The following is a 24119-nucleotide window of genomic DNA, read 5'->3' as shown; positions in this document are numbered from 1 at the left end:
AGATCATGAGTTTGGTACGCACTGAAGCGGAACGCTTTACTCCCCGCACCGACCCCATCACCTTCGAGGTGCTGCGCCACCGGCTGTGGCAGATCAACGACGAGCAAGGCAGGACGGTGATCAACGTCTCCGGATCGCCGGTCGCATCGGAGGCGAACGACTTCGGCGTCGCGCTCACTGACGCCGAAGGCAATCTGGTCACGCTCGGCCAGTACCTCATCCATCACACCGCAGCGATCTCCGAGGTGGTGCGGAATGCGATCGAATCGCTGGGGGACGAAGTCGGTGTCGGTGACGTCTATCTCACGAACGATCCGTGGATGGGTGCCCTGCATCAGAACGACGTGTGCTGTGTCGCTCCTGTTCATCACAACGGCACCCTCATCGCGTGGACTGCGTGCATCGTGCATCAGATCGACGTCGGCGGACCGGTTCCCGGCAGCTGGAACCTGGATGCCCACACCGCGTACGAGGAGGCGCCACGATATCGATTCCTGCGGATGATGCGGGACGGGCGGATCCAGAACGACGCTGTGTCGACCTATCTGACCAATTCGCGAACACCCAGTTCTCTCGAACTCGACCTGCGCGCCATGATCGCCTCATCGAACGTGGTCAAGGAGCGACTCGCGGAGACGATCGACCGATACGGCGTCGACGCAGTCTCGGCCACCATGCAGGACTGCATGGATTACACCGAACTCCTGCTGCGCCAGCGACTCGCGTCGATCGCCGACGGGGAGTGGTTCGCAGAGGACTTCATGGATCACAACGGCCATGAGGACGGTGCCTACGGTATCCGGCTGAAGCTGAACAAGGATGACACGACCCTTCACTTCGACTACACAGAGACCGACGATCAGACCGACGGCTCGATCAACAGCACCTATGCAGGGGCGCTTGCCGGCTCGTTGTCTCCTGTCATGACGCAACTATGCGCCAACATCCCGTGGAACCAGGGAGTGATGCGCTGCGTCGAGATCTCGACACGCGAAGGCACCCTCAACCACGCCAGCTTCCCGGCCCCCGTCGGGGGTGCGTCGATCAGCGCGACACACCACACGTCGAACGCAGCGATGTCCGCCGTGGCGCGAATGATCACGGACAGCCCTTCAGCGAGCGTCGAACCGGCAATGGCGAACTGGAGTGGTTCACCGTATGTGTACAACGTGTTCGGCGAGAACCAATACCGCGAGCCGTTCGGCACCATGCTCATCGACTCCCACCTGGGCGGGGGTGGCGCACGGTCGTTCGACGACGGCTACACGGCTGCCGGGATGCTTTCCGTCCCCCAAGCCAACGTTCCCAATGTGGAATCGGTCGAGGGACTCAGCCCATTCGTGTACCTCTACCGTCGGCGCGCGCAGGACTCCGGTGGAGCGGGTGTTCATCGAGGTGGCCTGGCCGTCACGAGCGCGATGGCGCTCCGCGGTACGAGTCAGCTCAACGTCACCGTCAGTACACAAGGCGCACAGCACTCGTGCGCTGCCGGGCTCGACGGCGGCTACCCGGGCGGCGGCGTCAACACCAGCGTCATCCGGCAGCCGGAGGTGCTCGATCGGCTGATCAGTGAACACCGCGGCGACGACCTCAGTGTGTGGGGAGGGGAGATCGAGCTGCTGTCGTCCAAAGCCCGCCTGCGCCTCGAAGCCGGCGACATCCTCGTCACCTCACCACACGGAGGTGGAGGGATCCAAGATCCTCTCCTCCGTGACCCCGCATCCGTCGTTGCAGACGTGACGACGGGCGATGTTTCGGAGCAGGAAGCTCACGACTCCTACGGTGTCGTGATCACGGCGGGCGAGTTCGACGCACCCGCGACACAGGAGCTACGACTCCAGATCAGAACCCAGCGACTCGGCGGTAGCGCCCCGAAGCAGGACTCGATCGCAACGCATCGGTCGGACCCTGCGCTGGTACAGCGCATCGGCCCAGTAGGCGGTGCCGGACCACTCGTCGGACGCAAGTGGGGTGGCGACAGCCCCTTCTTCGAGCTTCATGAGTACATCTGCCCGGAGAGCGGCTACATGGTAGACGTCCAGATCCGCAAGCGCGGCGACACCCGTCGCGAGCTCGGCCCGATTCTCTCCAACGACTAGAGGACACAACAATGCACTACACACGATCGAACGCCAAAGACTATGCACGCAAGAACATGACGGGTGTCTGGGGCGCGATTCCCTACCCGTTCACGTCCGACTTCGAATTGGACGAGGCGGGGCTTCGTAGCAACGTTCGCTACTACGTCGAGAACAACCTGCTCGACGGAATCTTCTGCGGCCACTTCATGAGCGAATTCTGGTCACTGGACCTCGACGAGAGGCGCCGTGCCGCGGAAGCCGTTGTGGAGGAGGTCGCGGGGCGTATCCCCGTCGTGGTCCAGACCGGTCATCACTCGGCGCGGGAGAGCGTGTCGCTGACGCATCATGCTGAACAGATCGGTGCCACGTACGCTGCCTTGGGCAACCCGTACTTCATGGTGTCCCCCACCGAGGGAATCTACGACTACTTCAAGTGGATTTCGGACCGCACCGACATCGGAATCCTGATTTCGAACACGGGGTACACCGGCATCAATTTGTCCCCGGAGATGCTCGACCGGCTCGCCGACCTCGAAAACATTGTGGCGGTGAAGAACCCGCAACCATTGGAACACACTCTCGAAACCGTCCGAGTAGCAGGCGATCGCCTGATCGTCGCAGACCCGGACGAACGAAAGTGGCTGAAGCTGATCACGGAGCACGGATTCCGTCTCTACACGTCATCTCCGGCCCCGTACATCATCCAGTATCCCGGCCACACCCCCATCAAGGACTACACCGCGCTCGCCTTCCAGGGCGACATCGAGGGAGCCAAGGCCATCGCCGACACGCTGGGCACGCAGCGTGACCTCATGGACAAGTGGTTGCACCACCCGTGGGGAGAGTCCAAACTGATGCCGATCACCAACCTCAAGGCGTGGACCGAAGCGCTGGGAATGGCATCGGGCCCCGTTCGCGCGCCACTCACGCAGATAGAGGACTCGGCGCGCGCCGAACTGCACGATGATCTCCGCAGCATCGGCCTACCCCTCGCGCTCCAGCAGGCATAGCAGCTGGAAAGGTTCGGGACGCGGGCACCTCGCTTCCAGCGCGTGCTGGTGGCGAGGCTCCCGCGTTCACCGCCTCGACAATCGTCGTCCGGCGCGCATGGTCTCCGGCGTCATCTACCACGAACCTCCGGGTACGCCGCGGCGACAGCGTCGATCATCGTGGCGACGGCGCGTGCGCAGTCACTCCGGTCGTAGCCGAGCCGCGCGACATCGGCGGGGTCCGGCTCGTACGCCAGGGTGTTGCCGCGCCCCTGGACGATCGCCGCATCCGAGAGCAACGGATGTGATTCGTCTTTCACCGCAATCTCGCGGTCGCCACCGGCGGCGTCGACCATCATCTGGAAGAAACGCTGATAGGTGAGGTTTTCGTCGCCGATGAGATACGCCTTGCCGGACTCGCCGTGGTGCACGGCACCGCGGATCGCCTGCGCAAGCGACTGCGCCGACATGTAATTGGTGCCACCGGGCGGGGCGAAATCAGGGATCTGCGGTTCGTTGCCCGCAGCCCACGACACCAACTTCCGGTAGCGGCGGGTGGAGGATCCGGGCACGACACCGAGGATCGAGGGCGGATTCAGAGTGCACACATCGAACGACTCGTCGGCGAGCGCGCGGGCACCCTCGTCGGCGGCCTTGCGGGCCGCCACGTACGGGTTCGTCTCGGCGATGTCGGGACGCACCTGATGATAATAGCTGCCGACCTGCACGAACCTGCTCACACCGGCGTCCTTGACGAGGTGTGCGAATCGCGGCACACCGACGCTCTGTGTTTTCTCCCAGAACTGCAGTGCGTCGTCGTCGGCGCTCATGTGGCGCGGATCCTGACCGGCGGCGAAGACCACGGCATCGAACCCGGACATCTCTTCTCGGGTGAACGACGGCACCGTGTAGTCGCCGACGAGGAGCGGGAAGTCCGCGACCGGCGACTCGTCGGGAATCGGGCCGCGACCGGCGAGGGTGACGTCGTCGCCGTGTTCACGCAGGACCAGCGCGGTGTGCGTACCGATCATGCCGGTACCACCGATGAGCAGGATCTTCACAAGGAACCTTTCTGTGCATTCTTCACGGATTGCGGGGCCGGTTGGTCCAGCCGCCGTCGTGGCGCGGCACCCAGCCACCCGACGAGTGCGTGCCGCCGTCGACGTGGATGGTGCCGCCGGTGACGAAACGCGCGAGGTCGGAAGCGAGAAACAGAACTACCCCGGCGACGTCCTCGGGTTGTCCAGGACCGCCGAGCGGTGACCACGACGGCCACAGTGCACGGTCCTGCTCGGGCACGAGTTTCTCGTAGGGCACCTGGACGGTTTCGACGAGGTCGGGGGCGACCGCATTGACACGGATCCCAGCGGGTCCGACCTCCGCGGCCAGCGACCGCGTGAACTGCGTCAGGGCCGCCTTGTACGCGGAGTACACAGTGTGCCCCGGGATCGCGCGGTGCGCTTCGACGGTGGTGAGATTGACGACGGAACCGCGTCCGCGTTCGGTCATGCCGGGCAGCAGGGCGTGGGTCAGGCGCATGGCATGCGCGAAGTTGACGTCGTGCAGATCCTCCCACACGGCAGGGTCGTCGTCGGCGAAGGTCTGCGGCGACCGGACGAAATGACCGACGTTGTTGACGAGCACGTCGGGCCGGTGTTCGACCAGTGCATCGGGACACGGTGCCTCGCGCACGTCGCACATGATCGAGTCGATCGAGCCGCCCGCGGCCGGATCGAACTCGAGCACACCGACGGGGTCGACATCGGCGATGAGCACGGCTGCCCCGTGAGCAGCGAGCGCACCGGCAACAGCGGCCCCGATCCCGGCAGCGCCTCCGGTCACCACGGCGCGACGACCGGTGAGCAACGCCCCCGGCCTCATGCACAAGGAATCAGCCATACACGTATTACACCCGCAGATCCACACATCCGGGAACGGTTGTTTCCGGTAAGCGGAAGAACCCGAACTCGGCGCTGTTCGGGCGTGCTACCCATGTGCGAGTGAGGGAAGGAGTGCGATGGACGGGCCGACCGGAACTCTGCAGCGTGCAGCCGTGATCCTCGATGCGTTCGAGGGGGCAGGAAGCATGAACCTGTCGCAGGTCGTGGCAGCCACGGGGCTGCCACGCACGTCGGTGCACCGCGCGCTCGAGCAGCTCGTAGCCCTGCGCTGGGTGCACCGCGGCGGGATGGAATACCGACTGGGCGCGCGCATGATCGAGCTGGGTGCTGCCGCCGCGCAACAGAACGAACTGCGCCGCGCCGCCCTGCCCACCCTGCAGTGGCTGCACCGCGTCAGCGGTTGCGTCGTCCACCTCGGTATTCGGGACGGATCCGAGGCCGTCTATCTCGAGAAGATCGGCGGGGAGAGCGCACCGCATGTGCAGTCGCGAATCGGCGACCGCCTGCCATTGTCGACGTCGACGATCGGCAAGGCGTTACTGTCCGTCGAAGGGGTGTCACCGACGGATCCACCGCAGGTGGTGCGGGCACGTGAGACGCGGATGGTCGCCGACATGGAACGGTGCATGACAGGATTCGGCTGCATGGCGGTGCCAATCGGACGGATCGGGCGTTCCGACGCGGCCGCGCTCTCGGTGTTCGGCCCGACCCCGCGGGTGGGTGACCGACGACTGCTGGCGTCGGCGCAGACGGCGGCCGCGGCGATCCTGCGGCGCATCGAACCGGTCCGGCGTACGCCGGTCAGTCCTTCGGACCACCGGCCACGTAGATGACCTGGCCCGACACGAACCCGGCGCCCTCGGAGACGAGGAACGACGCGGTGTGCGCGATGTCGTCGACCTCACCGATCCGGGCTACCGGGATCTGGCTCGCGAGGTTGTCCCGGAACTCGTCGAAGGTCACGCCGAGGCGCTCGGCGGTTGCCCTCGTCATCTCGGTGGCGATGAAACCGGGGGCGATTGCGTTGGCGGTGACACCGAACTTGCCGAGCTCGATCGACAGGGTCTTGGTGAAGCCCTGCATTCCGGCCTTGGCAGCCGAGTAGTTGACCTGTCCGCGGTTGCCCTGCGCCGACGTGCTCGACAGGTTGACGATGCGGCCGAACCCGTTGTCCACCATGTACTTCTGGGTGGCGCGTGCCATGAGGAACGCGCCGCGCAGGTGGACGTTCATGACGGAATCCCAGTCGTCGGCCGTCATCTTGAACAGCAGGTTGTCGCGCGTGATGCCCGCATTGTTGATCAGCACCGTGGGATCGCCCAATTCCTCGGCGACCTTCTCGACCGCGGAGGCGACGGAGGCTTCGTCGGCGACGTTCGCGCCCACGGCGAGCGCCTTGCCGCCCGCGGCCTCGATGGCGGACACGGTGTCGGTGCAGGCAGCAGCGTCGAGGTCGAGGACGGCGACCTGCATGCCGTCTTCGGCCAGACGCTTGGCGACGGCGGCACCGATACCACGTGCGGCTCCGGTGACAATGGCGGTGCGGACAGTTGAGCTCACTGAAAACCTCCGTGAAGTGGTGCAGTCAGTTGATGGTGAGGCCACCATCAACCGCGATGGTCTGACCGGTGACATACCCGGCCGCCTCTGATACCAGCCACACTACTGTGGCGGCAATTTCCGCCGGGTCGCCGGTGCGGCCCAGGACGATGCGCGGTTTCATGCTGTCGAGATATCCGGGCAGGTATTCGTCGGTCATCTCGGTTTCGAAGAAGCCGGGTGCGATGGCGTTGACGCGAATGCCCTTGCGCGTACCCCACTGCTGTGCGAGGTCTCGGGTGAGCCCGATGATCGCGGCCTTGCTGGCCGCGTATGCAGCCTGTGGCAGGCGCGCGGTGGTCAGGCCGAGGACCGACGAGATGTTGACTATCGAACTGCCGGGCTGCATGACCCGACCGGCCGCCTGCGCCGCCCAGTACGATCCGTTCAGATTGATGTCGATGACCCGCCGGAACTCGTCGGGAGTTTCCTTCACGGCCGGCACCGCCGTCCCGATCCCGGCATTGTTGATGAGGACGTCGACCTTGCCGAGTTGTTCGACTGCCACGTCGACCATGTGCTGCGCCTGATCGGGATCCGCGATGTCGGTTTCGACGGTGACGGCGCGACGCCCCGCGGCGCGGACGAGTTCTGCGGTCCGCTCGAGCCGGTCGGCGCGGCGGGCCGCGAGCACGACGTCGGCGCCTGCTTCGGCGAGGGCCTGCGCGAAGGCGACACCGAGCCCGGACGAAGCACCCGTGACGATCGCGACGCGGTCGTCGAGGCGGAACCTGTCGAGTACAGCCATGCAGCGATCTCCTCATGTGATGGGGGCTACACAGTGTATAGCCCATCTACGTTCTGATTTCAAAAGAAAAGGCTTCCGAAACGCGTTAGGCCGCATGTCTTTTCAGACATGCGGCCTAACGGTGACTTAGCTCGAACCTATGGCCCGGATCAGTTCAGGCGCTCGAGCACCATCGCCATACCCTGGCCGCCGCCGACACACATGGTCTCGACGCCGAACTGCTTGTCCTGGGTTCGGAGGTTGTTCAGAAGGGTATTCGTGATGCGCGCTCCCGTCATGCCGAACGGGTGGCCGAGCGCGATCGCGCCGCCGGAGACGTTGAGCTTGTCCTCGTCGATGCCGAGCTCACGAGCCGAACCGAGCACCTGCACGGCGAACGCCTCGTTGATCTCGAACAGGTCGATGTCGGAGATGCCCATGTTTGCGTGACCCAGGGCCTTCTTGACCGCTTCGATCGGGCCCAGACCCATGATCTCGGGCGACAGACCCGACACTCCGGTCGACACGATGCGTGCGAGCGGTGTCAGGCCGAGAGCCTTGGCCTTGGTGTCGGACATGATCACCAGTGCGGCAGCACCGTCGTTGAGCGGGCACGCGTTACCGGCGGTGATGGTGCCGTCGGGACGAAACACCGGCTTGAGCTGGCTGACCGCCTCGTAGGTGGTACCTGCGCGCGGGCCGTCGTCGGTGGAGACGACCGTGCCGTCGGCGAGCGTGACCGGGGTGATCTCCCGCTCGAAGAAGCCCGACTTGATGGCTTCCTCAGCGCGGTTCTGCGAACGCACGCCCCAGCGATCCTGATCCTCACGCGAGATGCCGGTGAACGAGGCGACGTTCTCCGCGGTCTGCCCCATCGCGAGGTAGACATCGGGGATCAGGCCCTCTGCGCGCGGATCAGTCCACGCGGTGCCGCCCTCGGCGAGCTTGGCGCTGCGCGCCTGCGCGTCGGCGAATAGCGGGTTCTTGGTGTCGGGCAGGCCGTCGGCGTTGCCGGTGACGAAGCTCGATACGGACTCGACACCCGCGGAGATGAACACATCGCCCTCGCCCGCCCGGATCGCGTGCAACGCCATACGGGTGGTCTGCAACGATGAGGAACAGTACCGGTTGACCGTCACGCCGGGCAGGTAGTCGTAGCCCAGCTGCACGGCGACGACGCGAGCGATGTTGAAGCCCGACTGACCGGCCGGCTGACCGCACCCGAGCATGAGGTCGTCGATCTCGGTGGGATCGAGTTCGGGGACCTTCGCGAGTGCGGCGGCCACCATCTGCGTCGCCAGATCATCCGGGCGGACGGTCTTGAGCGAGCCCTTCATGGCGCGCCCGATGGGCGAGCGGACGGCGGACACGATCACAGCTTCGGGCATTACCTGCTCCTCGTTGGTTGTCGTAACCGGTTGATTGTCGCAACCGGGGCTACAAGCCCAGGTCGCGGCCGATCAGTTCTTTCATGATCTCATTGGTCCCCGCCCAGATCTTCGTCACACGGGCATCCTTCCAGGCGCGGGCCACACGATATTCGTTCATGAAACCGTAGCCGCCGTGGATCTGCACGCACGCGTCGAGTACCTCTGACTGGGATTGTGCGCTCCACCACTTCGCCTTCGCGGCATCGACCGCGGTCAGCTCACCATCGGCATGCGCTTCGACCGCCTGGTCGACGTATGCCTCCGCAACCTCGATTTTCGTCACGAGTTCGGCGAGCAGGAACTTGTTGTACTGCATCGTGCCGATGGCCTTGCCGAACGCCTTGCGTTCCTTGGCGTACTCGATGGTCTCGAGCAGGATCTGCTTGGCGTGGTGCACGTTGTTCACTGCGGAGCCGAGGCGTTCCTGAGGCAGCAATCTCATCATCGAGATGAAGCCCATGCCCTCCTCACCGAGCATGTTGGCGTGTGGCACCCGCACGTCCTCGAAGAACAACTCGGCGGTGTCGGCTTCGGGCTGACCCACCTTGTCGAGTTTGCGGCCGTTCTCGAAGCCCGCCATCCCGCGCTCGACCACGAACAGCGAGATACCCTTCGCACCCTTGCTCGGATCGGTGCGGGCCGCCACGACGACGAGATCGCAGTTGTAGCCGTTGGTGATGAACGTCTTCGCGCCGTTGAGGACCCAGTCGTCGCCGTCGCGCACCGCAGTGGTCTTCAGGTTTGCGAGGTCCGATCCGCCGGACGGCTCGGTCATCGCGATCGCGCAGATGAGCTCACCTGTCGCGCACCGAGGGAGCCAGCGTTCGCGCTGCTCGTCGTTGCCCAGATGAACGATGTACGGAACGGTGATGTCGGAGTGGATACCGATCGACGACGACAGCGCCATGTTCGCGCGGGCCATCTCCTCGGCGACGACTGCGTTGAAGCGGTAATCCCCTGCCTCGCTGCCGCCGAATCGCTCGGGTATCTCGAGCCCGAGGATTCCCGCTTTTCCGGCCTCGATCCAGATGTCGCGCGGGATCTCGTGACGCTCGATGAGCTCCTCGGCACGGGTAAGTACGAACCGATTCACGAACTCGCGGGCGGACTCGCGGAACGCTTCGTGGTCGGGGCCGTACAGGGTGCGTCGCATTCAACTGCTCCTCTTAGATAAGCGCACGCTTAGATTCTAAGCGCTCGCTTATTAAACGACGCTGTGGTTTGCTTGTCAACCGGAAAAAGAAAGGAGGCCGGGCACACCGTGAGCGCACCCGAGAACACCGTGATCAGCAGCTCCAAGGCCGCCGCGCGCATGCGGGAGGCCGCGATCGAAGCATTCGCGGAGAACGGCTACGGCAGCACCACTACGCGGCAGATCGCCGCGCGCCTCGACATGAGCCCGGCTGCGATGTACCCGCACTACAAGTCGAAGGAGGAGCTCCTCTACGCCATTGCGTACGAAGGCCATGCCCTTGCGTTGCAGGTCGTGCACGACGCCGACCTCCCGGATGCCGACGCCACCGAGCGCCTGACCGGCATCATTCGCCGCTTCGTGCAGTGGCAAGCCGAGAACCATCGACGCGCCCGGGTCATCCAGTACGAACTGACGGCGCTCGAACCCGACCACTACCGCGTCATCATCGGTCTGCGGCGCGACACCACCAAGGTGGTGCGCGATGTCGTCGATGTCGGCATCGCGTCGGGTGAGTTCACGGTGCCCGACGCCGAAGGAGTCAGCCTCGCCCTCATGTCGCTGTGCGTCGACATCTGTCGCTGGTATCCGTCCGGACGGTACAGCGAGCCCGATACCCTCAGCTCCCTCTACGCCGATCTCGCGTTACGTCTCGTCGGGGCGGTTCACTGACCTTCGGTCGCGGCGACGTAGGCGTCGACTGCACCCTGCAGCCGGTCGAGTGCAGTGCCCAACGTGCGGAAGTCGCCGTCGCGTTGTGCGGATCGCAACTCTTCGAGAGCCACCTGCAGATCCCGCGCGGCTTCTGCCGCTTCCGGGCTTCCTCCCGGTGCGGGTGCCTCTTCCGGCAAGGGCGCTTCTTCGGGCGCGGTCGCAGCGTCCCCGCCCGGCGGCGTCGCTGCGCTACCCGCGCCGCGCCCGAGTACCTGATCGAGGGCTTCCGCCAGCGTCGGGGCATAGCCGACGAGGACCCCACCCGTCTGCGGGTCGCGATAGCTCACCAACACGCGCGCCAATTGTGGAAACGTCGATCCATCGGTGGCTGCGGACATCCGCTCGGTGTACATCGGTTCGACGTAGAGCAACCCGCCGTCGGCGATCGGTAACGTCAGTAGATTGCCGTAGTGGATACGGTTCGACCGCTCCAACAGCGTCCGCTCCGACGCGACACGCGTATCGGAGATCATCGAGTTCTGCGTCTGCTGCGGCCCCTGGGTGAGGCTGTCGGTCGGCAGTTCGAGCACCGTGATCTGCCCGTACTCCTCGGGGTCGGATCTCGCGGAAATATAGGCGGACAAGAATTCTCGATGGAACCCGACCATCGCACCGGCCAGGCGGAACGACGGCTGTGCAGTCTGTTCGTCACCGACGAGCACGTAGTACGGCGGCTGATTCGGATTCTCGTCGACGGTGGGGTCGCTCGGCACCGACCAGAATGCGTTGGTGGTGAAGAACTCCAGCGGATCATCGACGTGATACCGAGCCAGAATATCTCGCTGCACCCGGAAGAGGTCTTCCGGGTAACGGAAGTGTTCACGCAGGTCGTCGGACACATCGCTCTCAGGTCGGACAGTACCGGGGAACACCCGCATCCACGTCTGCAGAACAGGGTCGGCAGAGTCGATTTCGTACAGCGTGACAGTGCCGTCGTAGGCATCGACCGTGGCCTTCACCGAGTTCCGGATGTAGTTGCTCGTAGCGGGACGCAACGCATCCGGCTCGGGAAGTGCGCTGCGCTGAGAGTACGGGTAGCCGTCGATCGTCGTGTAGCCATCGACGATCCACACGATTCGCCCGTCCACCACCGCCGGATACGGATTCGTGTCCGTCTCGAGCCAAGGTGCCACCTTGTGTACCCGTTCGGCGGGGTCTCGGTGGAACAGAATCTTCGATGCCGAGCCGATCTCGTTGGAGAAGATGATGTTGCGTTCGCCGTAGCGAGCCGAGAAAGCGAGCCGATTGAACCAGTTCCCAATCGAGACGCCGCCCTCACCGTCGTAGGTGTACGAGGACGTGTCGGTGTCGTATTCGCGAGGCGCCTCGCCCGGCTCCGCTCCCACGATCACGTACTCCTGCCCGGACTGCCCGAGCACCTCGCCGTAGTACACGCGCGGTTGCTCGACCGGGATCAGCTGCTCCGAGCCCTGCGTCGCGATATCACTCACCGTGTACAGCGGATATCCGCTGTCGCTGCTCGACGCGCCATCGGTCGCATCCCGCACCGCCGCGTTGACCCGGTTGGCCGGCGCCGCGACGAACCCGTTGCCGTGGGTATAGACGGTATGCCGGTTGACCCAGTGAGTCTGGTTCCCGGTCAGTCGCTCGGGCGAGAGTTCGCGTACTCCGACGACGAAGTCCCGCAGTTCCCCGTCGATCCGGTAGCGGTCGAGGTCGAGATTGCGCGGAAACTCGTAGAAGTTCTTCAGCTGCTGCTGCTGCGTGAACGTGCGGGACAGCACGTCGGGGTCGAGCAGCCGAATATTCTCGATGGTCGTGACGTCGGCGGGGATCTCCTGTGGTGGCGTGGTGCCGACACCCCGGTACGGAACGTACTCGACCGTGTCGTCGCCGACCTTGTACGCCGCTCGCGTGGCCTCGATACCCCGTTCGATGTAGGGAGCCTCGCGCGCTGCGGCGTTCGGTCGCACCGAGAGCTGTTCGACTACCAACGGCCACACGCCCCCGACCAGGATCGACGAGAGGAGCAGCAACGCCAGGGCAAGCAGTGGGATCCGCAGGTCACGGAGTTTGATCACCGCGAAACACGCCAGCGCACACAGCAACGCGATGGCACAGAGGATGAACTTCGCGGGAAGGACAGCGTTGATGTCGGTGTACCCGGCTCCGGTGAATGCAGGTTCACGGTGCCCTGACGACACCAACGCATAACGGTCGAGCCAGTATGCGAAGGCCTTGAGCAACACGAAGAGTCCTGCCAGGACGGCCACCTGAATCAGCGCCGGAGACGAGAAGAGATTTCGTATCTTGCCGCCGAGTGTGATCCCGCCGAACAAGTAGCTGGTGGCAACATTGGCAATGCCCGCGAGGAACACCGCAACGAACAACCAGCCCAGCACCCATCGGTAGAACGGCAGGTCGAACACGAAGAAGCCGATGTCGAGCCCGAATTCCGGATCGGCAGAGCCGAACGAACCACCGTGGAAGAACAGCTGGACGGTTGCCCAATTGTTCTGCGCGATCAGGCCCGCCAGCAATCCGATGACCACCGGGATGCCGATAGCGAATATTCGGGCTCGTTTCAGCACTACCCGGCGATACGGTTCGAGCGGGTCGCCGCGCGGCGGCATCAACAGGGGCCTGGTCCGGAAGGCCATCATCATCCCGGCGAAGATCGCACCGCCGACCAGCGCTCCGATAACGAAGAACACTGCCCACCTGGTGAGGAACACCCGGGTCCACACCCCGCGGAACCCGACCCCGCCGAACCACAACCAATCCGTGTACGCCCGCACGATCGGCGGTACGAACGCAAGCAGCACCAGCAATGCCACCGCGACAACGATCGCCGTCCGTGTCCGTGTCCGCATGACCCCTCCCGGCCGGGAGTCGGGCGCCGGGCTCTCGTGCGGCACCCGCGTGCCGTCAGTCTACGGACAACGAGTTCGGTACATCCTCAAAAGAAGTTGACGAGCGCGACGAACGTCAACGTGCCGAGGCCCACGCTGACGAGGGTGCGGCGACCGAATACGAGATGCATGATGATCGTGACGGCCGCCGCTACGGCGGCTTCCCACACGTGGGTGTCGGTACCACCCAGCGCGGCGCCGTACAGCGTCGACATCGCAAAGAACCCCAGGATGCCGACCGGCATCCAGAGTGCCAACGACGTCACGAGTACCGATTCCCGCAGTGGTCCGATCACCGCAAAGGGAAGTGCACGCAATGCGAAGGTGATCGTGAATATGATCCCGAGAACCGCGACGATATACCACGTTTCAGGCATGCTCTCCCCTCCGTTGCGTAGCGGCGTAGCGCACGATGAGAGCAGCCACGAAGAGGACGAGACCGGTGAACATGACGCTGCCGGGCGTCAGCAAAGTCGCGAACGCGAAACTCGCCCCCGCCATGATCAAGGACGGCACCTGTTTTCCGGTGCGGCATGCGTCGAGCGTCAAGGTGAGGAACAGCGCGCAGAGCGCGAACTCCAACCCCACGAGAGGGCCCGGCAGCAGACCGGCGACAGCCAATCCGACAAGCCCTCCGACAACCCAGTAACTGTGGAACGCGAGTTGCATCGACAGAAGTCTCCACGAGGTCCACCCCACGGGCTGAGCGGAAGTGACGGCATACGCCTCGTCGACCAGCGCGAACGCGGAATAGAAGCGGGCGATGGGATTGCGGACCACCCGCAACGGGAACGAGAACGCGTAGAACACGTGCCGGAAGTTCACGAGGAAAGTGGTGAGGGCAATCGGCGCCAGCGGCGTGGCCACCGCCATCATCCCGATCAGGAGCAGTTCGAGCGAGCCGGAGAATCCCACGAGCGACATGGCCGGAGCCACCCACCACGGCAATCCCGACTGAACGACGAGGAGACCGAATGCCACACCGATCGGGAAAATTCCCAAGCCCGCCGCAAGCGAGAGCCGGATACCCGTGCTGATTTCTTGCCGCCGCGAGAGTTCGACCTTTTCACACACCTGCGTCATAGGTACAAGAATCTCATTTAGAGCGCGATATATGATTGCCTATTCTGTCGATAGACGCGCGGGTCATGCAATTATTGCTCATGGATGATTTGGATCGAGCAATAATCGAAGTCCTCCGCCGAGACGCCCGCATACCGAACGTCGCCCTGGCCGAACAAGTGGGGTTGACGCCCGGTCCGTGCCTGCGGCGAGTCCAGAGACTCGAAGCCGAGGGGATCATCGTCGGCTACCGCGCCGTGCTCGCACCGGAAGCTGTCGGTCGTAGCTTCGAGGTGCTCGTCGACATCGAGATGACGAATTTCGATCGACAGAGCATCGACACGTTCGAGTCGACGATGAGCGCGTTCGACGAAGTGCAGGAGCTGTATCGGCTGTTCGGCTCACCCGACTACTTCGTCCGCATCGCGGTGGCCGACCTCACCGCCTACGAACATTTCCTGAGCGAGAAGGTGCAGACCATTCCCGGAATCCAGAAGGTCTCCTCGAGCTTCCCGATGAAGGTCATCAAACCCACGGTGCGGGGAGTGTGAGGGTTCGACGAGAAGCACTCCCCGGCCTCGGCCCGCAGATCGTACGGGTCGGGGCCGGGGATGCGTCTGCGGTCAGCGCCCGGCGGAGCAGGTCGAGTGCCCACCTTCGACGCGGTTCACCAACGTCGGGGCCGGTGCCCAGACACGACCGTGGACCTTCTCGAAATTGCGAATCTTGCCGAGCACGACGTCGAGTCCGACCGTCTCGGCATAATGCATCGGGCCACCCCGCCCCTTGGGAAACCCGTAACCGTTGGTGTAGACGACATCGATGTCCGATGCCCGCTGAGCAATCCCTTCACCGAGCAACGCAGCGCCTTCGTTCACCAGCGCGAGGATGCAACGGTCGACGATCTCCTCGTCGGTGACGGTGCGGCGTTCGATACCATCTTCTTCCGCACATCTACGGATGATCTCGTCGACCTCCGGGTCGGGAATCGGCGTGCGACTCCCCTGCTCGTACAGGTAATAGCCGGATCCCGTCTTCTGCCCGAAGCGTCCCGCCTCGCAGAGCGTATCGGCCACCCGCGAGTAACGGAGATCCTTCGGCCGGCTCGGCGCGAGCCGCTTGCGCGCAGCCCACGAAATATCGTTCCCGGCCAGATCCGCCATGGCGAACGGCCCCATCGCGAGCCCGAACGCCTTCAAAGCTGCATCGACCTGCTGCGGAGTCGCGCCTTCCTCGAGCAGGAAATCGGCTTCACGACGATACGGGGTGAGCATGCGGTTGCCGATGAAACCTTCACAGACCTTCGCGAGCACCGGGACCTTGCCGATCGTCTGCGCAAGCCTCATGGAGGTGACGATGACATCGTCGGCGGTAGCGTCGCCGCGCACGACCTCGACGAGTTTCATCACGTGCGCCGGGCTGAAGAAATGCAACCCGATGACATCGTGCGGGCGGGACGTGCTGCGCGCGATCTCGTCGAGGTCGAGACGGGACGTGTTCGACGCAAGGATCGCCCCGGGTCTGCACAGTGCGTCGATCTTGCCGAACACCTCCTTCTTGACGGCCATGTCCTCGAACACGGCTTCGACGACGAGATCCGCGTCGGAGACTGCCGTGAACTCGAGATGCGGCTCGATCAGCGCCACGCGCTGCTGGGCCTGCTCAGCGGTGATCTTGCCCTTTGCCGCGGACGACTCGTAAGTCTTCCGGACCGTGTTGATCCCCCTGTCGAGTGCCTCGGCGCTCTGCTCGATCAGCGCGACCGACAGCCCTCCGTTGGCGAAGGCCATCGCGATCCCGGAACCCATGGTGCCTGCGCCGATCACAGCGACGCGCTCGACCGGGCGGGGCGTCACCGAATCGGGGATGTCGGCAACCTTCGCGGCGGCCGTCACCGCGTCGGCAAGATACTTCTCGGCGGATTCTGGGCTGTCGGTCGAGGTGGGAGTACTCACGAGCCGCACTTCCTCTGAGAGTCGGGGCACAAGGTGCCGCAATCGGTGGTCACCCAATTGTCCGCCGGATGGATGGTCACCCGAGTGTGATACAGATCCCACTGCACCACACGACCTATAGACGACCGAAATGATGGTTGGCGCCCAATATTTCGATGCACAAACCATCATTTCCGACACCAACATGACACCCGTGTCCGGAACTGCGCTATCATCTGCCCGACCGGACGGATCGGGGGGATCCTTGGCAATGACGTATCCACGTCGTCACAGCGCCGCACGGGTGGGAGCGGCACTCATCACCGCAGGCATCACGCTGAGCGGCTGCACCACCGCGAGCGATGCCCCAATGGCCGCCGCCGAAGACACCACGACAACACCGACGACGCGCGCACCACGACTCACCGACGAGTCGGGCCGACCCGCCATCACGTTCGACCCCTGTCTCGACCTCCCCGACGGCATCCTTGCCGAAGCGGGGTACGACCCCCGCACAAGGGACATAGCCGACTATCTGATGGAGCACTACACCTTCATGGTGTGCACCTACAGAGCACCAGTCGATATGCCGGGAGTGATCCGCGCGTACGGACTCAACATCCTCTCCGGAAATGTCACGATCGACGAAGAACTCGCCAAGGTCGGCGATATCGCCAGCGAAACAACCGTCAACGGACGCCGCGCACTGCTGAAGTACAAGCCAGATCCGAACAACGCATGCGCGATCACCGTGCAGACCGATTTCGGCATCGTCATCTTCAGCAGGCTCTACCACGCCGACCACACCCGCACGCTCACGTATGACGAACGCTGCGGCGGGCTGCACGACACCGTTGCGCTGTTCGAACCGTTCATCGAGAACAATCCCGGAAAGAAGCCGCAGTGAGCGAATTCGTCCGCCTCGAACCACACGTGATCGACGAGATCCTCGCCATCTGCGACACCGTCCTCGCCGAACTCGAGAAGGCAGGCTATATCGCCGAACGACTCAGCGAAGCGCATGGCTTCGGCGAATTCGAGTCCGCCAGACAACTCGCCGCCGGCTTCGCCCGCAAGGGCGTAGGCACACCCGAATCGGCCAAGGAGCGTGTCGACCAGTTCATCGCCGCGTTCACCACGCTGCGCGACGCCTTCGCCTCCGGCGGTGAAGCCTTCCTCGACGCAGAGTTCGACTGGGCCCGCCAGCTCGCCACCATCGAACAGGAGTTGTGACGATGTCCGACACCGACAACCCGATCCACGAACTCCTCACCCCTTTGCTGGGAACCGTTCCACCGGAGTCTGTCGCGCGTCGCCAAGCGCGCCACGACGTACTCGCAGGGCGAGTGGACAGCGGCGTCGACCCCGACTACATCGCGCAGTTCGAGAACTTCCATGGCATGGAACACACAGCCATCTACCAACTCAGCCAGACGATCAGCCCTCTCGCGATGACCACCCTCGCGAATGAATGGAAGAGTCTCGGAACGGTATTCAGCTTCACGGTCTCCATGGCAACCGTCATGATCCGCGACAAGATTGCTCAGCATTGGGAAGGGGGCGCTGCGGAAGCGGCATCATCGGCGACGGAATTGTTCGGTACCTCCGCCCAACGGCTGTGCGACGCGTCGCTCGCGGTGTCGGAGAAACTGCAGATCGCGGCGGACGTGGGTGCGAAAGTGAAGTCGTCGGTCACTCCCCCATCCACCTCGGTCCCGCTGCCGATGGACGCGCTCAGCCCCGTCGCGGCCGCCGACACCGAACGCCGGGAGGAGGCCGCACGGCAGCAGGCGATTCGCGTCATGGAATCGCTCTACAAGCCGTACTACCGCGATTCCGGATCCGCGGTTCCCGTGCTGCCCGCACCTCAGGACACTGCCGGCTCCGCGAGCACGGGCACGCAGGGGTACGGGAGCTCGTCGGTAGGCGGCGGCAACAGTTCAGCATCGTCGTACGGGAGCGCCGGCGCGGGCAGTCACACCTCCGGATCTGCAGCCACCGGGGCTGACGACAATACAACCGGGGGCCATACCACCGGGGGCAATACCACCGACAGTTCCGCGACCGAAGGTTCCCACGACGGGCAACCGAACCCGGCGCGATCCGAGAGCTCCGGCCCAGCAGAAACGGAGTCGGAATCGGAATCGGCCCGCACGTCACCGGCCTCGACAACCCCGACGTCGACTCCCACCGGCAGCGCGACAGGTCAACCGTATGGTTCGTCGCCTACCGGCTTCGGCACCCCCGGAAGTGGAAGCCACGGTGTCGGTGGCGGTGGCGGCTCGACCGGCTCAGGTGGTGGCGGCTCCGCGCTCGGCCCCGGTGCTGTCGGTGGCGTGGGCGCGCCGGTCACGTCGGCACCTGCCGCGTCCCAACCGGGGGCAACGGCGTCCCGCACCGGTTCGATGCGCCCGATGGGCATGTATCCGGGCATGATGGGCGGTCAGCAGCGTGGCAACGACGATGAACAACGGGTCGCGAGCTACCTCGTCACGAACGATCACGGCACCGAACTGATCGGGTCGCTCCCCGACACCGCCCCACCTGTCCTAGGAGTTGATCCGCTGTGAGCTGGAATGTCACGCCCGACCGTTTCCTGTCGCTGTGGACCGCAGCGGGAAGCGACGAATTTCCCTTCCCGCTGCGCTATCGATCGACGTCGATGTGGGAGGACGAACACGACGCCAATCTCCACGCTGCCGACGAGTGGCGGCGGCAACTGGCCGATCCGCGGCTCGACCACGCGATCCGAATCCTGCACGCAGGCGACGTCGCCGTCGAGGTGTACGGTCATGCGGGAACCGCCGACATCCGAGTGCGCGGAGGAGCGGAAGGCGCATTCGCCGTCATCGCACGCCAGCACGCCACCGGCGACATCCAGATCACGCCTGTCCGGTCAGAGGTGTTCGCCCACGCCGTCGTCGCGCACCTCCCGGATACTCCACGTGGACGTGAGCAGGCTCGAACCGCGTCGATACGAGAGCTCATCGAACCCAGCGGCACAACCTCGGTAAGGGAGCAGATCGGCGAGAGTGAACCGCGGGCACTACGCCGTCTCCTCTTCCGGCACCGTTCCGGTGCGGGCAGTATCCGGTTGCTCGCACCGAATGCTCACGGTCGCCTCACGACGGTATCGGATATCGGATGGTTCGATGTCGTCGACGACGGTCGCTACATGTTCGCGCCCGGCTCGGACACACGAGTGATCCCCGCTACCAACGATATTCTGCGCGATGAACTCAGACGCAGAATCGACCGGGTGAGCGCCCGTCAGCGGCGGGACGCACCGACACCCTGGTGACGGGCGCTACCCGCGTGCTGCGCATTCTTCGACGAACGCCACCACACCACGGTGATATTCGGCTGCCGCGAACCCCACGCTCAGGTTGTGTCCGCTGTCGGTCTGCCGATGTTCGACGAACCGGGGAGCTTCGAGGAACGCGGCTTTGATCTCGGCCCGCAGATCATCGTCGGTCTCCCACACCTTTTCGTGCTCGGCATAGGTGAAGCGAACGGGAATGCGGATTTCGGGAGCGAGACGCATGAAGTCGGTCGGCCATTCGGCTGCGACCACCGCCTCGTACCGAGGGGTGATGCACGTGAGACTGCGACCGCCACGCACCTCCGGCGGGTACAGCTCCTCCGGGTGCCACAGCAGATCCCGGATGGCTCCCCGGTTGCGCGTCGTCCGCATCCGCGTGATGATCTCGAGTGCCTCGCGTTGCTTGCGTGTGCCGGTGCCCGCGAGTTCGACACCGAGCAACGACGCACCTCTCGGATGCGCGGCCATCCGGAGACCGAGGTCGCAGCCCGCTGAGTGAGCGAGAAGGAAGACACCGGCTCCGCGTGAACAGCCCTCGAGCAGCGCGTCCACAGCGTTGTACGCGGAGTCGACGCGGGTGGCGGGATCGTCGAACCGCTCCTGGCATTCGAACGAGTCTGCGTAGCCCGGGCGGTCGATCGCGAGTGCGGTGTAGCCGAGCGCCGCCGCCGTGCGGAGCAGCGACAGCTCGGGTCGTCCCTCCAGATCGAAGTATCGCGAGGTCGTGGCGCCGCCGTGCAACGCGACGATGACTCCACGTGGCCGCGCGACGTATGAGCACAGCGCCGAGATCTGCACTCCGTCCACCTCGACGGTGCGAGCGGTCACGGTGAGCTCTCCGACGTCAGCCGCATTCATCGGTCGGCCCTCAGAAGCATGACGCCGCTCGGTGTGAGCCCGCCGCTGCTGACCACAGCGACACGAGCGTCGCGAACCTGACGTTCCCCGCCGTGTCCGCGCATCTGGGTGACCGCCTCGTGCACGAGTCCCATCCCATGGGTGCGTCCGTGCGAGAGCTGTCCTCCGTGGGTGTTCAACGGCAGCCTTCCGTCGAGCGCGATGTTCGTTCCCTTGTCGAGAAAGTCCTTTCCTTCGCCGATGTCGCAGAAGCCCAACGCCTCGATCCATGACAAACAGTTGAAGGTGAACCCGTCGTAGAGTTCGGCGACGTCGACGTCGTCGGGGCGCAGCGTGGTACGGCTCCACATGTGCGCGGCCTGTCCGAGGACCTGAGGTTCGTGGGTGAGGGTGCTCTGATCCCAGTCGAGCCGCTCGAGCATCTGGGTACCGACCGCTTCGACGAACACCGGCGGTTGCGCGAGGTCGCGTGCCGTGTCGCGGGCCGACACGATGACCGCAACCGCACCGTCGCACGGCACGTCGCAGTCGTAGAGACCGAACGGCGTCGTGATCGAGCGGGCACCCAGGTAGTCGTCCATCGTGAGGGGATCGCGGTAGATCGCCTCTGATGTCCGAGCGGCATTCGCCCGTTGATTGAGCGCTATCCAGCCGAGCGTTTCGCGGTCTGTCCCGTATCGATGGGAATGGCGCTGCGCGGTCTGAGCCAGTAGATGCGCCGCCGATACCGCACCGAACGGCGCGAACCACTCGTCCGACAGCGCTCCGCCCGGCGTGACCCGACCCGCGCGCACGAGTTCGCTGTAGGTCGATTCCCACACAGTTCGGAAACACAACACATGCCGCGCGAGGCCCGCTGCCACCGCGAGCATCGCTGCGATCACCGAGCCACCGGGACCGAACGTCTCGGCGGCGCCATTGTGCCACGTCGGTTTCAGTCCGAGTGTCGACTCGACCGCCGTGATCCCGCCTTCGGTGAACGGACCGAGCGACCCCGCACCCGGATAGGTGGACAGTCCGTCGATGTCGTCGACGGTGAGACCGGCGTCGTCGATCGCGGCGCGGCAGGCATCGATGGTCAGCGACAACGGATCGGCCATGAGGCGACGTCCGATGCGCGACATCCCGATTCCGGTGAGCGCGACCGTGTCCTCGAACTTGTCGGGACACGCCATCGGTCGAACCTTGCGACGGATCGAATCGGCGTCCGGGTCGTCGACGGGCAATTCTGTTGCAGCTCCGCCCTCAGCGGGACGGAACAGCGGAAGCCACACCTCTTCTGTCTTCTCGAAGATCACTTCCATCCGCTGACCGAGCGCGAGATCTTCGGGCATACATTCGACCGCGTTGGTCGTGAGACGCACACGTGGATCGTCTTCGAGAGCCACCTGGGCAACGATGTATGGCGGTGGCAGCCCCGGCGGCGCGAAACGATGGTTGACGGTGAAGCCGATGAGCGTCGCGAAACCGGAGACGACGCGAACGCCCATCTCGCTGCCGTGGCAGTGGCGACAGACGGGGCGCGGTGGATGGATCAGTGCCGAGCAGGAGCTGCATTCCTGAATTCGCAGGCTGCCGTCAGCACCGGATGTCCAGAAGAATTCCGTCTCCGGTGAGATCGATGGTGCCAGGCGTGTGGTGGGTGCGCTCACGACACCGTTCCCTCAGTTTCTACCTGTGGCCCCTCAGTTTCTACCTGTGGCCCCTCAGTTTCTACCTGTGGCCCCTCAGTTTCTACCTGTGGCCCCTCAGTTTCTACCTGTGGCACTGCCTGCACCTGTCGCGCTGCCCATCGGTAGTCGGGCTTTCCGTTGCCGAGGCGGTGTATCACGGGGACAAACATGACTTGCTTCGGGATCTTGTACCTCGCCAACGATTCTCCGCATGCACTCTTCAAGTCCTCGGTGGAGCACTGCGCCTCGTCTACCGTATGCACCAGGGCGACAACTTCCTGTCCCCAGCGTTCGCTCGCACGACCGACCACCAGGGCGTCGATCACTGTCGGATGTGCGCGCAGCACTTCCTCGACCTCTTCGACGAAGACCTTCTCACCGCCCGTATTGATCACGAGAGAGTCCCTACCGAGCAGCCTGAGTGACCCGTCGTCCGCGATCCTCACGCGATCGCCCGGTATCGCCATCCGCTGACCGTCGACCACGGGGAATGTGCTTTCGGTGGCCTGCCGGTCGCGGAAGTACCCGAGGGGAACGCGGCCCGCGCGGGCAGCCCATCCGATCTCGTCATCACCCGGCTTCAAGAGCCGGGTGCGGTCGTGTGACACGGCAGCACCCCCGGGCATCGGGGCGAACGTATCGACCTCGGCTCCACGACTGCTACGACCGAACCCCATGCCACCGGTCTCGGTCGATCCGTATCCTTCCACGATCGTCGCGTTCGGGAGCAACTCGAGAAACGCCTTCCGATGGACAGCATTCGTTGCGGCTCCACCGCTCGCGATGACCATCAACGAATCGACGTCGCTCCGGCCCTTGCGCATCTCGTCGACGAGGGGCCCGGCATACGCGTCGCCGACGATAGTCATCAGCAGCACCTTCTCCTTCTCGACGATCTCCAAGGCAGTCCGCGCATCGAAAGCACGTCGATCGTCGTAGAGCACTACGGTCTGGCCTGCCAGCAATCCTGAGAACGCCGTCCACGTACCTGCCGCGTGCGACAGTGGCGACACCGCGAACCAGCTCTGGCCCGTCAACGCGGTGAGGGCCCGTATCGGCTCATCGGACTCGTGGTCGGAACCGTTCATCGACGAGACGTACGCATCCCCTTGTCGCCACAGCACGGCCTTCGGGCGGCCTGTAGTGCCGCCGGTGCACATCATCATCAAGTCGTCGGGCGACCCTTTGATCAACTTCTCCGGGTCACCTTGCGCAACGGCCTCGTCGAACGACACGGCCCCGTCCAACTCCGAGATACCGGTGCCGTCGTCGACAGACACCAGCAGCTCCACACTGCCCGTCAATTCCGCACTGCCGCTGACGACTTCGGATACCACCGGACCGAACGATCGGTGATAGACGATTCCTCGTGGCGCAATGTACTCGAGGAGGCTGCGGATCTCCTGAGGCGTGTACCGCGGGTTGATGTTGACGGGCACGACCCGCGCTTTGAGGCATCCGATGAGCACATCGGGGTACAGGTCGTTGTACATGAGCATGGCGACGCGATCCTGACCGCACTCCCACCGCTCGAGGCCTTCTCGGTGAGTATGGGATCCGAATCCGCGGTCGGCCAGGAAGTTCGCGAACCGCCGGGTGCGCAATGCAGATTCACCGAAGGCGGTTCTGCGATCTCCGCAGACGGTCATGATCCGTTCGGGTACTGCATCTGCGACGGCGTCGAACACTTCGCCGAGAGTCCATTCGTTCAACGCGTTTCTCCTTGTGGCACGGTAGATCAGCGAATGTCGATCAGGCAGTGAA

Annotated in this window: 22 protein-coding genes; 9 read left to right on the top strand and 13 right to left on the bottom strand. The window is 64.4% G+C overall.

Annotation, left to right across the window (positions count from 1 at the left end; translation table 11 throughout):
* Window positions 1–5: 5 nt before the first annotated feature.
* Together ACZI8W_RS10495 and ACZI8W_RS10490 are read left to right on the top strand one after the other, a co-directional pair.
* Window positions 6–2099: a hydantoinase B/oxoprolinase family protein gene (locus ACZI8W_RS10495; RefSeq protein ID WP_463368430.1), complete on the top strand. Its 2094-nt coding sequence runs from the start codon at window positions 6–8 to the stop codon at window positions 2097–2099.
* 11 nt (window positions 2100–2110) lie between these two features.
* A complete protein-coding gene (locus ACZI8W_RS10490) occupies window positions 2111–3091 on the top strand; it encodes a dihydrodipicolinate synthase family protein (protein WP_463368429.1) in 981 nt (326 codons plus the stop codon).
* A 110-nt stretch (window positions 3092–3201) separates the two neighbouring features.
* Here the strand turns inward: ACZI8W_RS10490 and ACZI8W_RS10485 are convergent, their stop codons facing one another.
* Entirely contained in the window at window positions 3202–4131 is a 930-nt protein-coding gene (locus ACZI8W_RS10485) for an NAD-dependent epimerase/dehydratase family protein (protein WP_463368428.1), read from the bottom strand.
* Between the two features lie 22 nt (window positions 4132–4153).
* Window positions 4154–4969, bottom strand: coding sequence for an SDR family NAD(P)-dependent oxidoreductase (locus ACZI8W_RS10480; protein ID WP_463368427.1), 816 nt, complete (start codon window positions 4967–4969; stop codon window positions 4154–4156).
* Between the two features lie 118 nt (window positions 4970–5087).
* Between ACZI8W_RS10480 and ACZI8W_RS10475 the strand changes: the two genes are divergently transcribed.
* Complete coding sequence (locus ACZI8W_RS10475) at window positions 5088–5804, top strand: IclR family transcriptional regulator (protein WP_463368426.1); 717 nt, start codon at window positions 5088–5090, stop codon at window positions 5802–5804.
* On the opposite strand, the gene fabG is transcribed toward ACZI8W_RS10475, so the two are convergent.
* The 4 genes from fabG to ACZI8W_RS10455 all read right to left on the bottom strand — a co-directional run bounded on the left by fabG (window position 5773) and on the right by ACZI8W_RS10455 (window position 9880).
* Window positions 5773–6531: a 3-oxoacyl-ACP reductase FabG gene (gene fabG / locus ACZI8W_RS10470; protein ID WP_463368425.1), complete on the bottom strand. Its 759-nt coding sequence runs from the start codon at window positions 6529–6531 to the stop codon at window positions 5773–5775. The genes ACZI8W_RS10475 and fabG overlap by 32 nt on opposite strands.
* Window positions 6532–6556: 25 nt before the next feature.
* A complete protein-coding gene (locus ACZI8W_RS10465; RefSeq protein WP_463368424.1) occupies window positions 6557–7318 on the bottom strand; it encodes an SDR family NAD(P)-dependent oxidoreductase in 762 nt (253 codons plus the stop codon).
* A gap of 149 nt (window positions 7319–7467) precedes the next feature.
* The gene (locus tag ACZI8W_RS10460) at window positions 7468–8685 is read right to left on the bottom strand and encodes an acetyl-CoA C-acetyltransferase (protein ID WP_463368423.1); all 1218 of its coding nucleotides are present in this window, start codon (window positions 8683–8685) and stop codon (window positions 7468–7470) included.
* Between the two features lie 49 nt (window positions 8686–8734).
* A complete protein-coding gene (locus tag ACZI8W_RS10455; RefSeq protein ID WP_463368422.1) occupies window positions 8735–9880 on the bottom strand; it encodes an acyl-CoA dehydrogenase family protein in 1146 nt (381 codons plus the stop codon).
* Between the two features lie 159 nt (window positions 9881–10039).
* Between ACZI8W_RS10455 and ACZI8W_RS10450 the strand changes: the two genes are divergently transcribed.
* A complete protein-coding gene (locus tag ACZI8W_RS10450) occupies window positions 10040–10591 on the top strand; it encodes a TetR/AcrR family transcriptional regulator (protein ID WP_463368601.1) in 552 nt (183 codons plus the stop codon).
* Here the strand turns inward: ACZI8W_RS10450 and ACZI8W_RS10445 are convergent.
* From ACZI8W_RS10445 to ACZI8W_RS10435, 3 genes are all read right to left on the bottom strand, one after another.
* Window positions 10585–13467: a UPF0182 family protein gene (locus tag ACZI8W_RS10445; RefSeq protein WP_463368421.1), complete on the bottom strand. Its 2883-nt coding sequence runs from the start codon at window positions 13465–13467 to the stop codon at window positions 10585–10587. The genes ACZI8W_RS10450 and ACZI8W_RS10445 overlap by 7 nt on opposite strands.
* Window positions 13468–13553: 86 nt before the next feature.
* Complete coding sequence (locus tag ACZI8W_RS10440) at window positions 13554–13883, bottom strand: AzlD domain-containing protein (protein WP_463368420.1); 330 nt, start codon at window positions 13881–13883, stop codon at window positions 13554–13556.
* The gene (locus tag ACZI8W_RS10435) at window positions 13876–14589 is read right to left on the bottom strand and encodes an AzlC family ABC transporter permease (RefSeq protein WP_463368419.1); all 714 of its coding nucleotides are present in this window, start codon (window positions 14587–14589) and stop codon (window positions 13876–13878) included. The genes ACZI8W_RS10440 and ACZI8W_RS10435 overlap by 8 nt, the downstream gene beginning before the upstream one ends.
* An 80-nt stretch (window positions 14590–14669) precedes the next feature.
* Here ACZI8W_RS10435 and ACZI8W_RS10430 point away from each other — a divergent pair, with 80 nt between their 5' ends.
* The gene (locus tag ACZI8W_RS10430; RefSeq protein WP_463368418.1) at window positions 14670–15119 is read left to right on the top strand and encodes an Lrp/AsnC family transcriptional regulator; all 450 of its coding nucleotides are present in this window, start codon (window positions 14670–14672) and stop codon (window positions 15117–15119) included.
* Between the two features lie 72 nt (window positions 15120–15191).
* Here the strand turns inward: ACZI8W_RS10430 and ACZI8W_RS10425 are convergent, their stop codons facing one another.
* A complete protein-coding gene (locus tag ACZI8W_RS10425; RefSeq protein WP_463368417.1) occupies window positions 15192–16523 on the bottom strand; it encodes a 3-hydroxyacyl-CoA dehydrogenase in 1332 nt (443 codons plus the stop codon).
* A gap of 250 nt (window positions 16524–16773) precedes the next feature.
* Here ACZI8W_RS10425 and ACZI8W_RS10420 point away from each other — a divergent pair, with 250 nt between their 5' ends.
* Genes ACZI8W_RS10420 through ACZI8W_RS10405 form a run of 4 tightly spaced genes read left to right on the top strand, consistent with a single transcriptional unit; the run spans window position 16774 to window position 19803 of the window.
* A complete protein-coding gene (locus ACZI8W_RS10420) occupies window positions 16774–17409 on the top strand; it encodes a DUF3558 domain-containing protein (RefSeq protein ID WP_463368416.1) in 636 nt (211 codons plus the stop codon).
* Window positions 17406–17735 carry a hypothetical protein gene (locus ACZI8W_RS10415; protein ID WP_463368415.1) on the top strand — a complete coding sequence of 110 codons (330 nt, stop codon included), beginning with the start codon at window positions 17406–17408 and terminating at the stop codon, window positions 17733–17735. The genes ACZI8W_RS10420 and ACZI8W_RS10415 overlap by 4 nt, the downstream gene beginning before the upstream one ends.
* A gap of 2 nt (window positions 17736–17737) precedes the next feature.
* Entirely contained in the window at window positions 17738–19072 is a 1335-nt protein-coding gene (locus ACZI8W_RS10410; RefSeq protein ID WP_463368414.1) for a PPE domain-containing protein, read from the top strand.
* Window positions 19069–19803 (top strand): ESX secretion-associated protein EspG, encoded by a 735-nt coding sequence (locus ACZI8W_RS10405; protein ID WP_463368413.1) that lies wholly within the window; start codon window positions 19069–19071, stop codon window positions 19801–19803. Before ACZI8W_RS10410 ends, ACZI8W_RS10405 begins: the two co-directional genes overlap by 4 nt.
* A 6-nt stretch (window positions 19804–19809) precedes the next feature.
* Here ACZI8W_RS10405 and ACZI8W_RS10400 read toward each other — a convergent pair whose 3' ends face one another.
* From ACZI8W_RS10400 to ACZI8W_RS10390, 3 genes are read right to left on the bottom strand one after another with little or no spacing between them, the layout of a single operon-like run.
* Window positions 19810–20682 carry an alpha/beta hydrolase gene (locus ACZI8W_RS10400; protein ID WP_463368412.1) on the bottom strand — a complete coding sequence of 291 codons (873 nt, stop codon included), beginning with the start codon at window positions 20680–20682 and terminating at the stop codon, window positions 19810–19812.
* On the bottom strand, window positions 20679–22334 hold the full coding sequence (locus ACZI8W_RS10395; protein ID WP_463368411.1) for a thiolase C-terminal domain-containing protein: 1656 nt from the start codon (window positions 22332–22334) through the stop codon (window positions 20679–20681). Before ACZI8W_RS10395 ends, ACZI8W_RS10400 begins: the two co-directional genes overlap by 4 nt.
* Window positions 22331–24067, bottom strand: coding sequence for an AMP-binding protein (locus ACZI8W_RS10390; protein ID WP_463368410.1), 1737 nt, complete (start codon window positions 24065–24067; stop codon window positions 22331–22333). Before ACZI8W_RS10390 ends, ACZI8W_RS10395 begins: the two co-directional genes overlap by 4 nt.
* Window positions 24068–24119 lie beyond the last annotated feature (52 nt).

Source organism: Rhodococcus ruitaii (genome assembly GCF_055230935.1).
The sequence above is the reverse complement of the archived record's forward strand: the minus strand, read 5'-3'. Positions and strand labels throughout refer to the sequence as shown.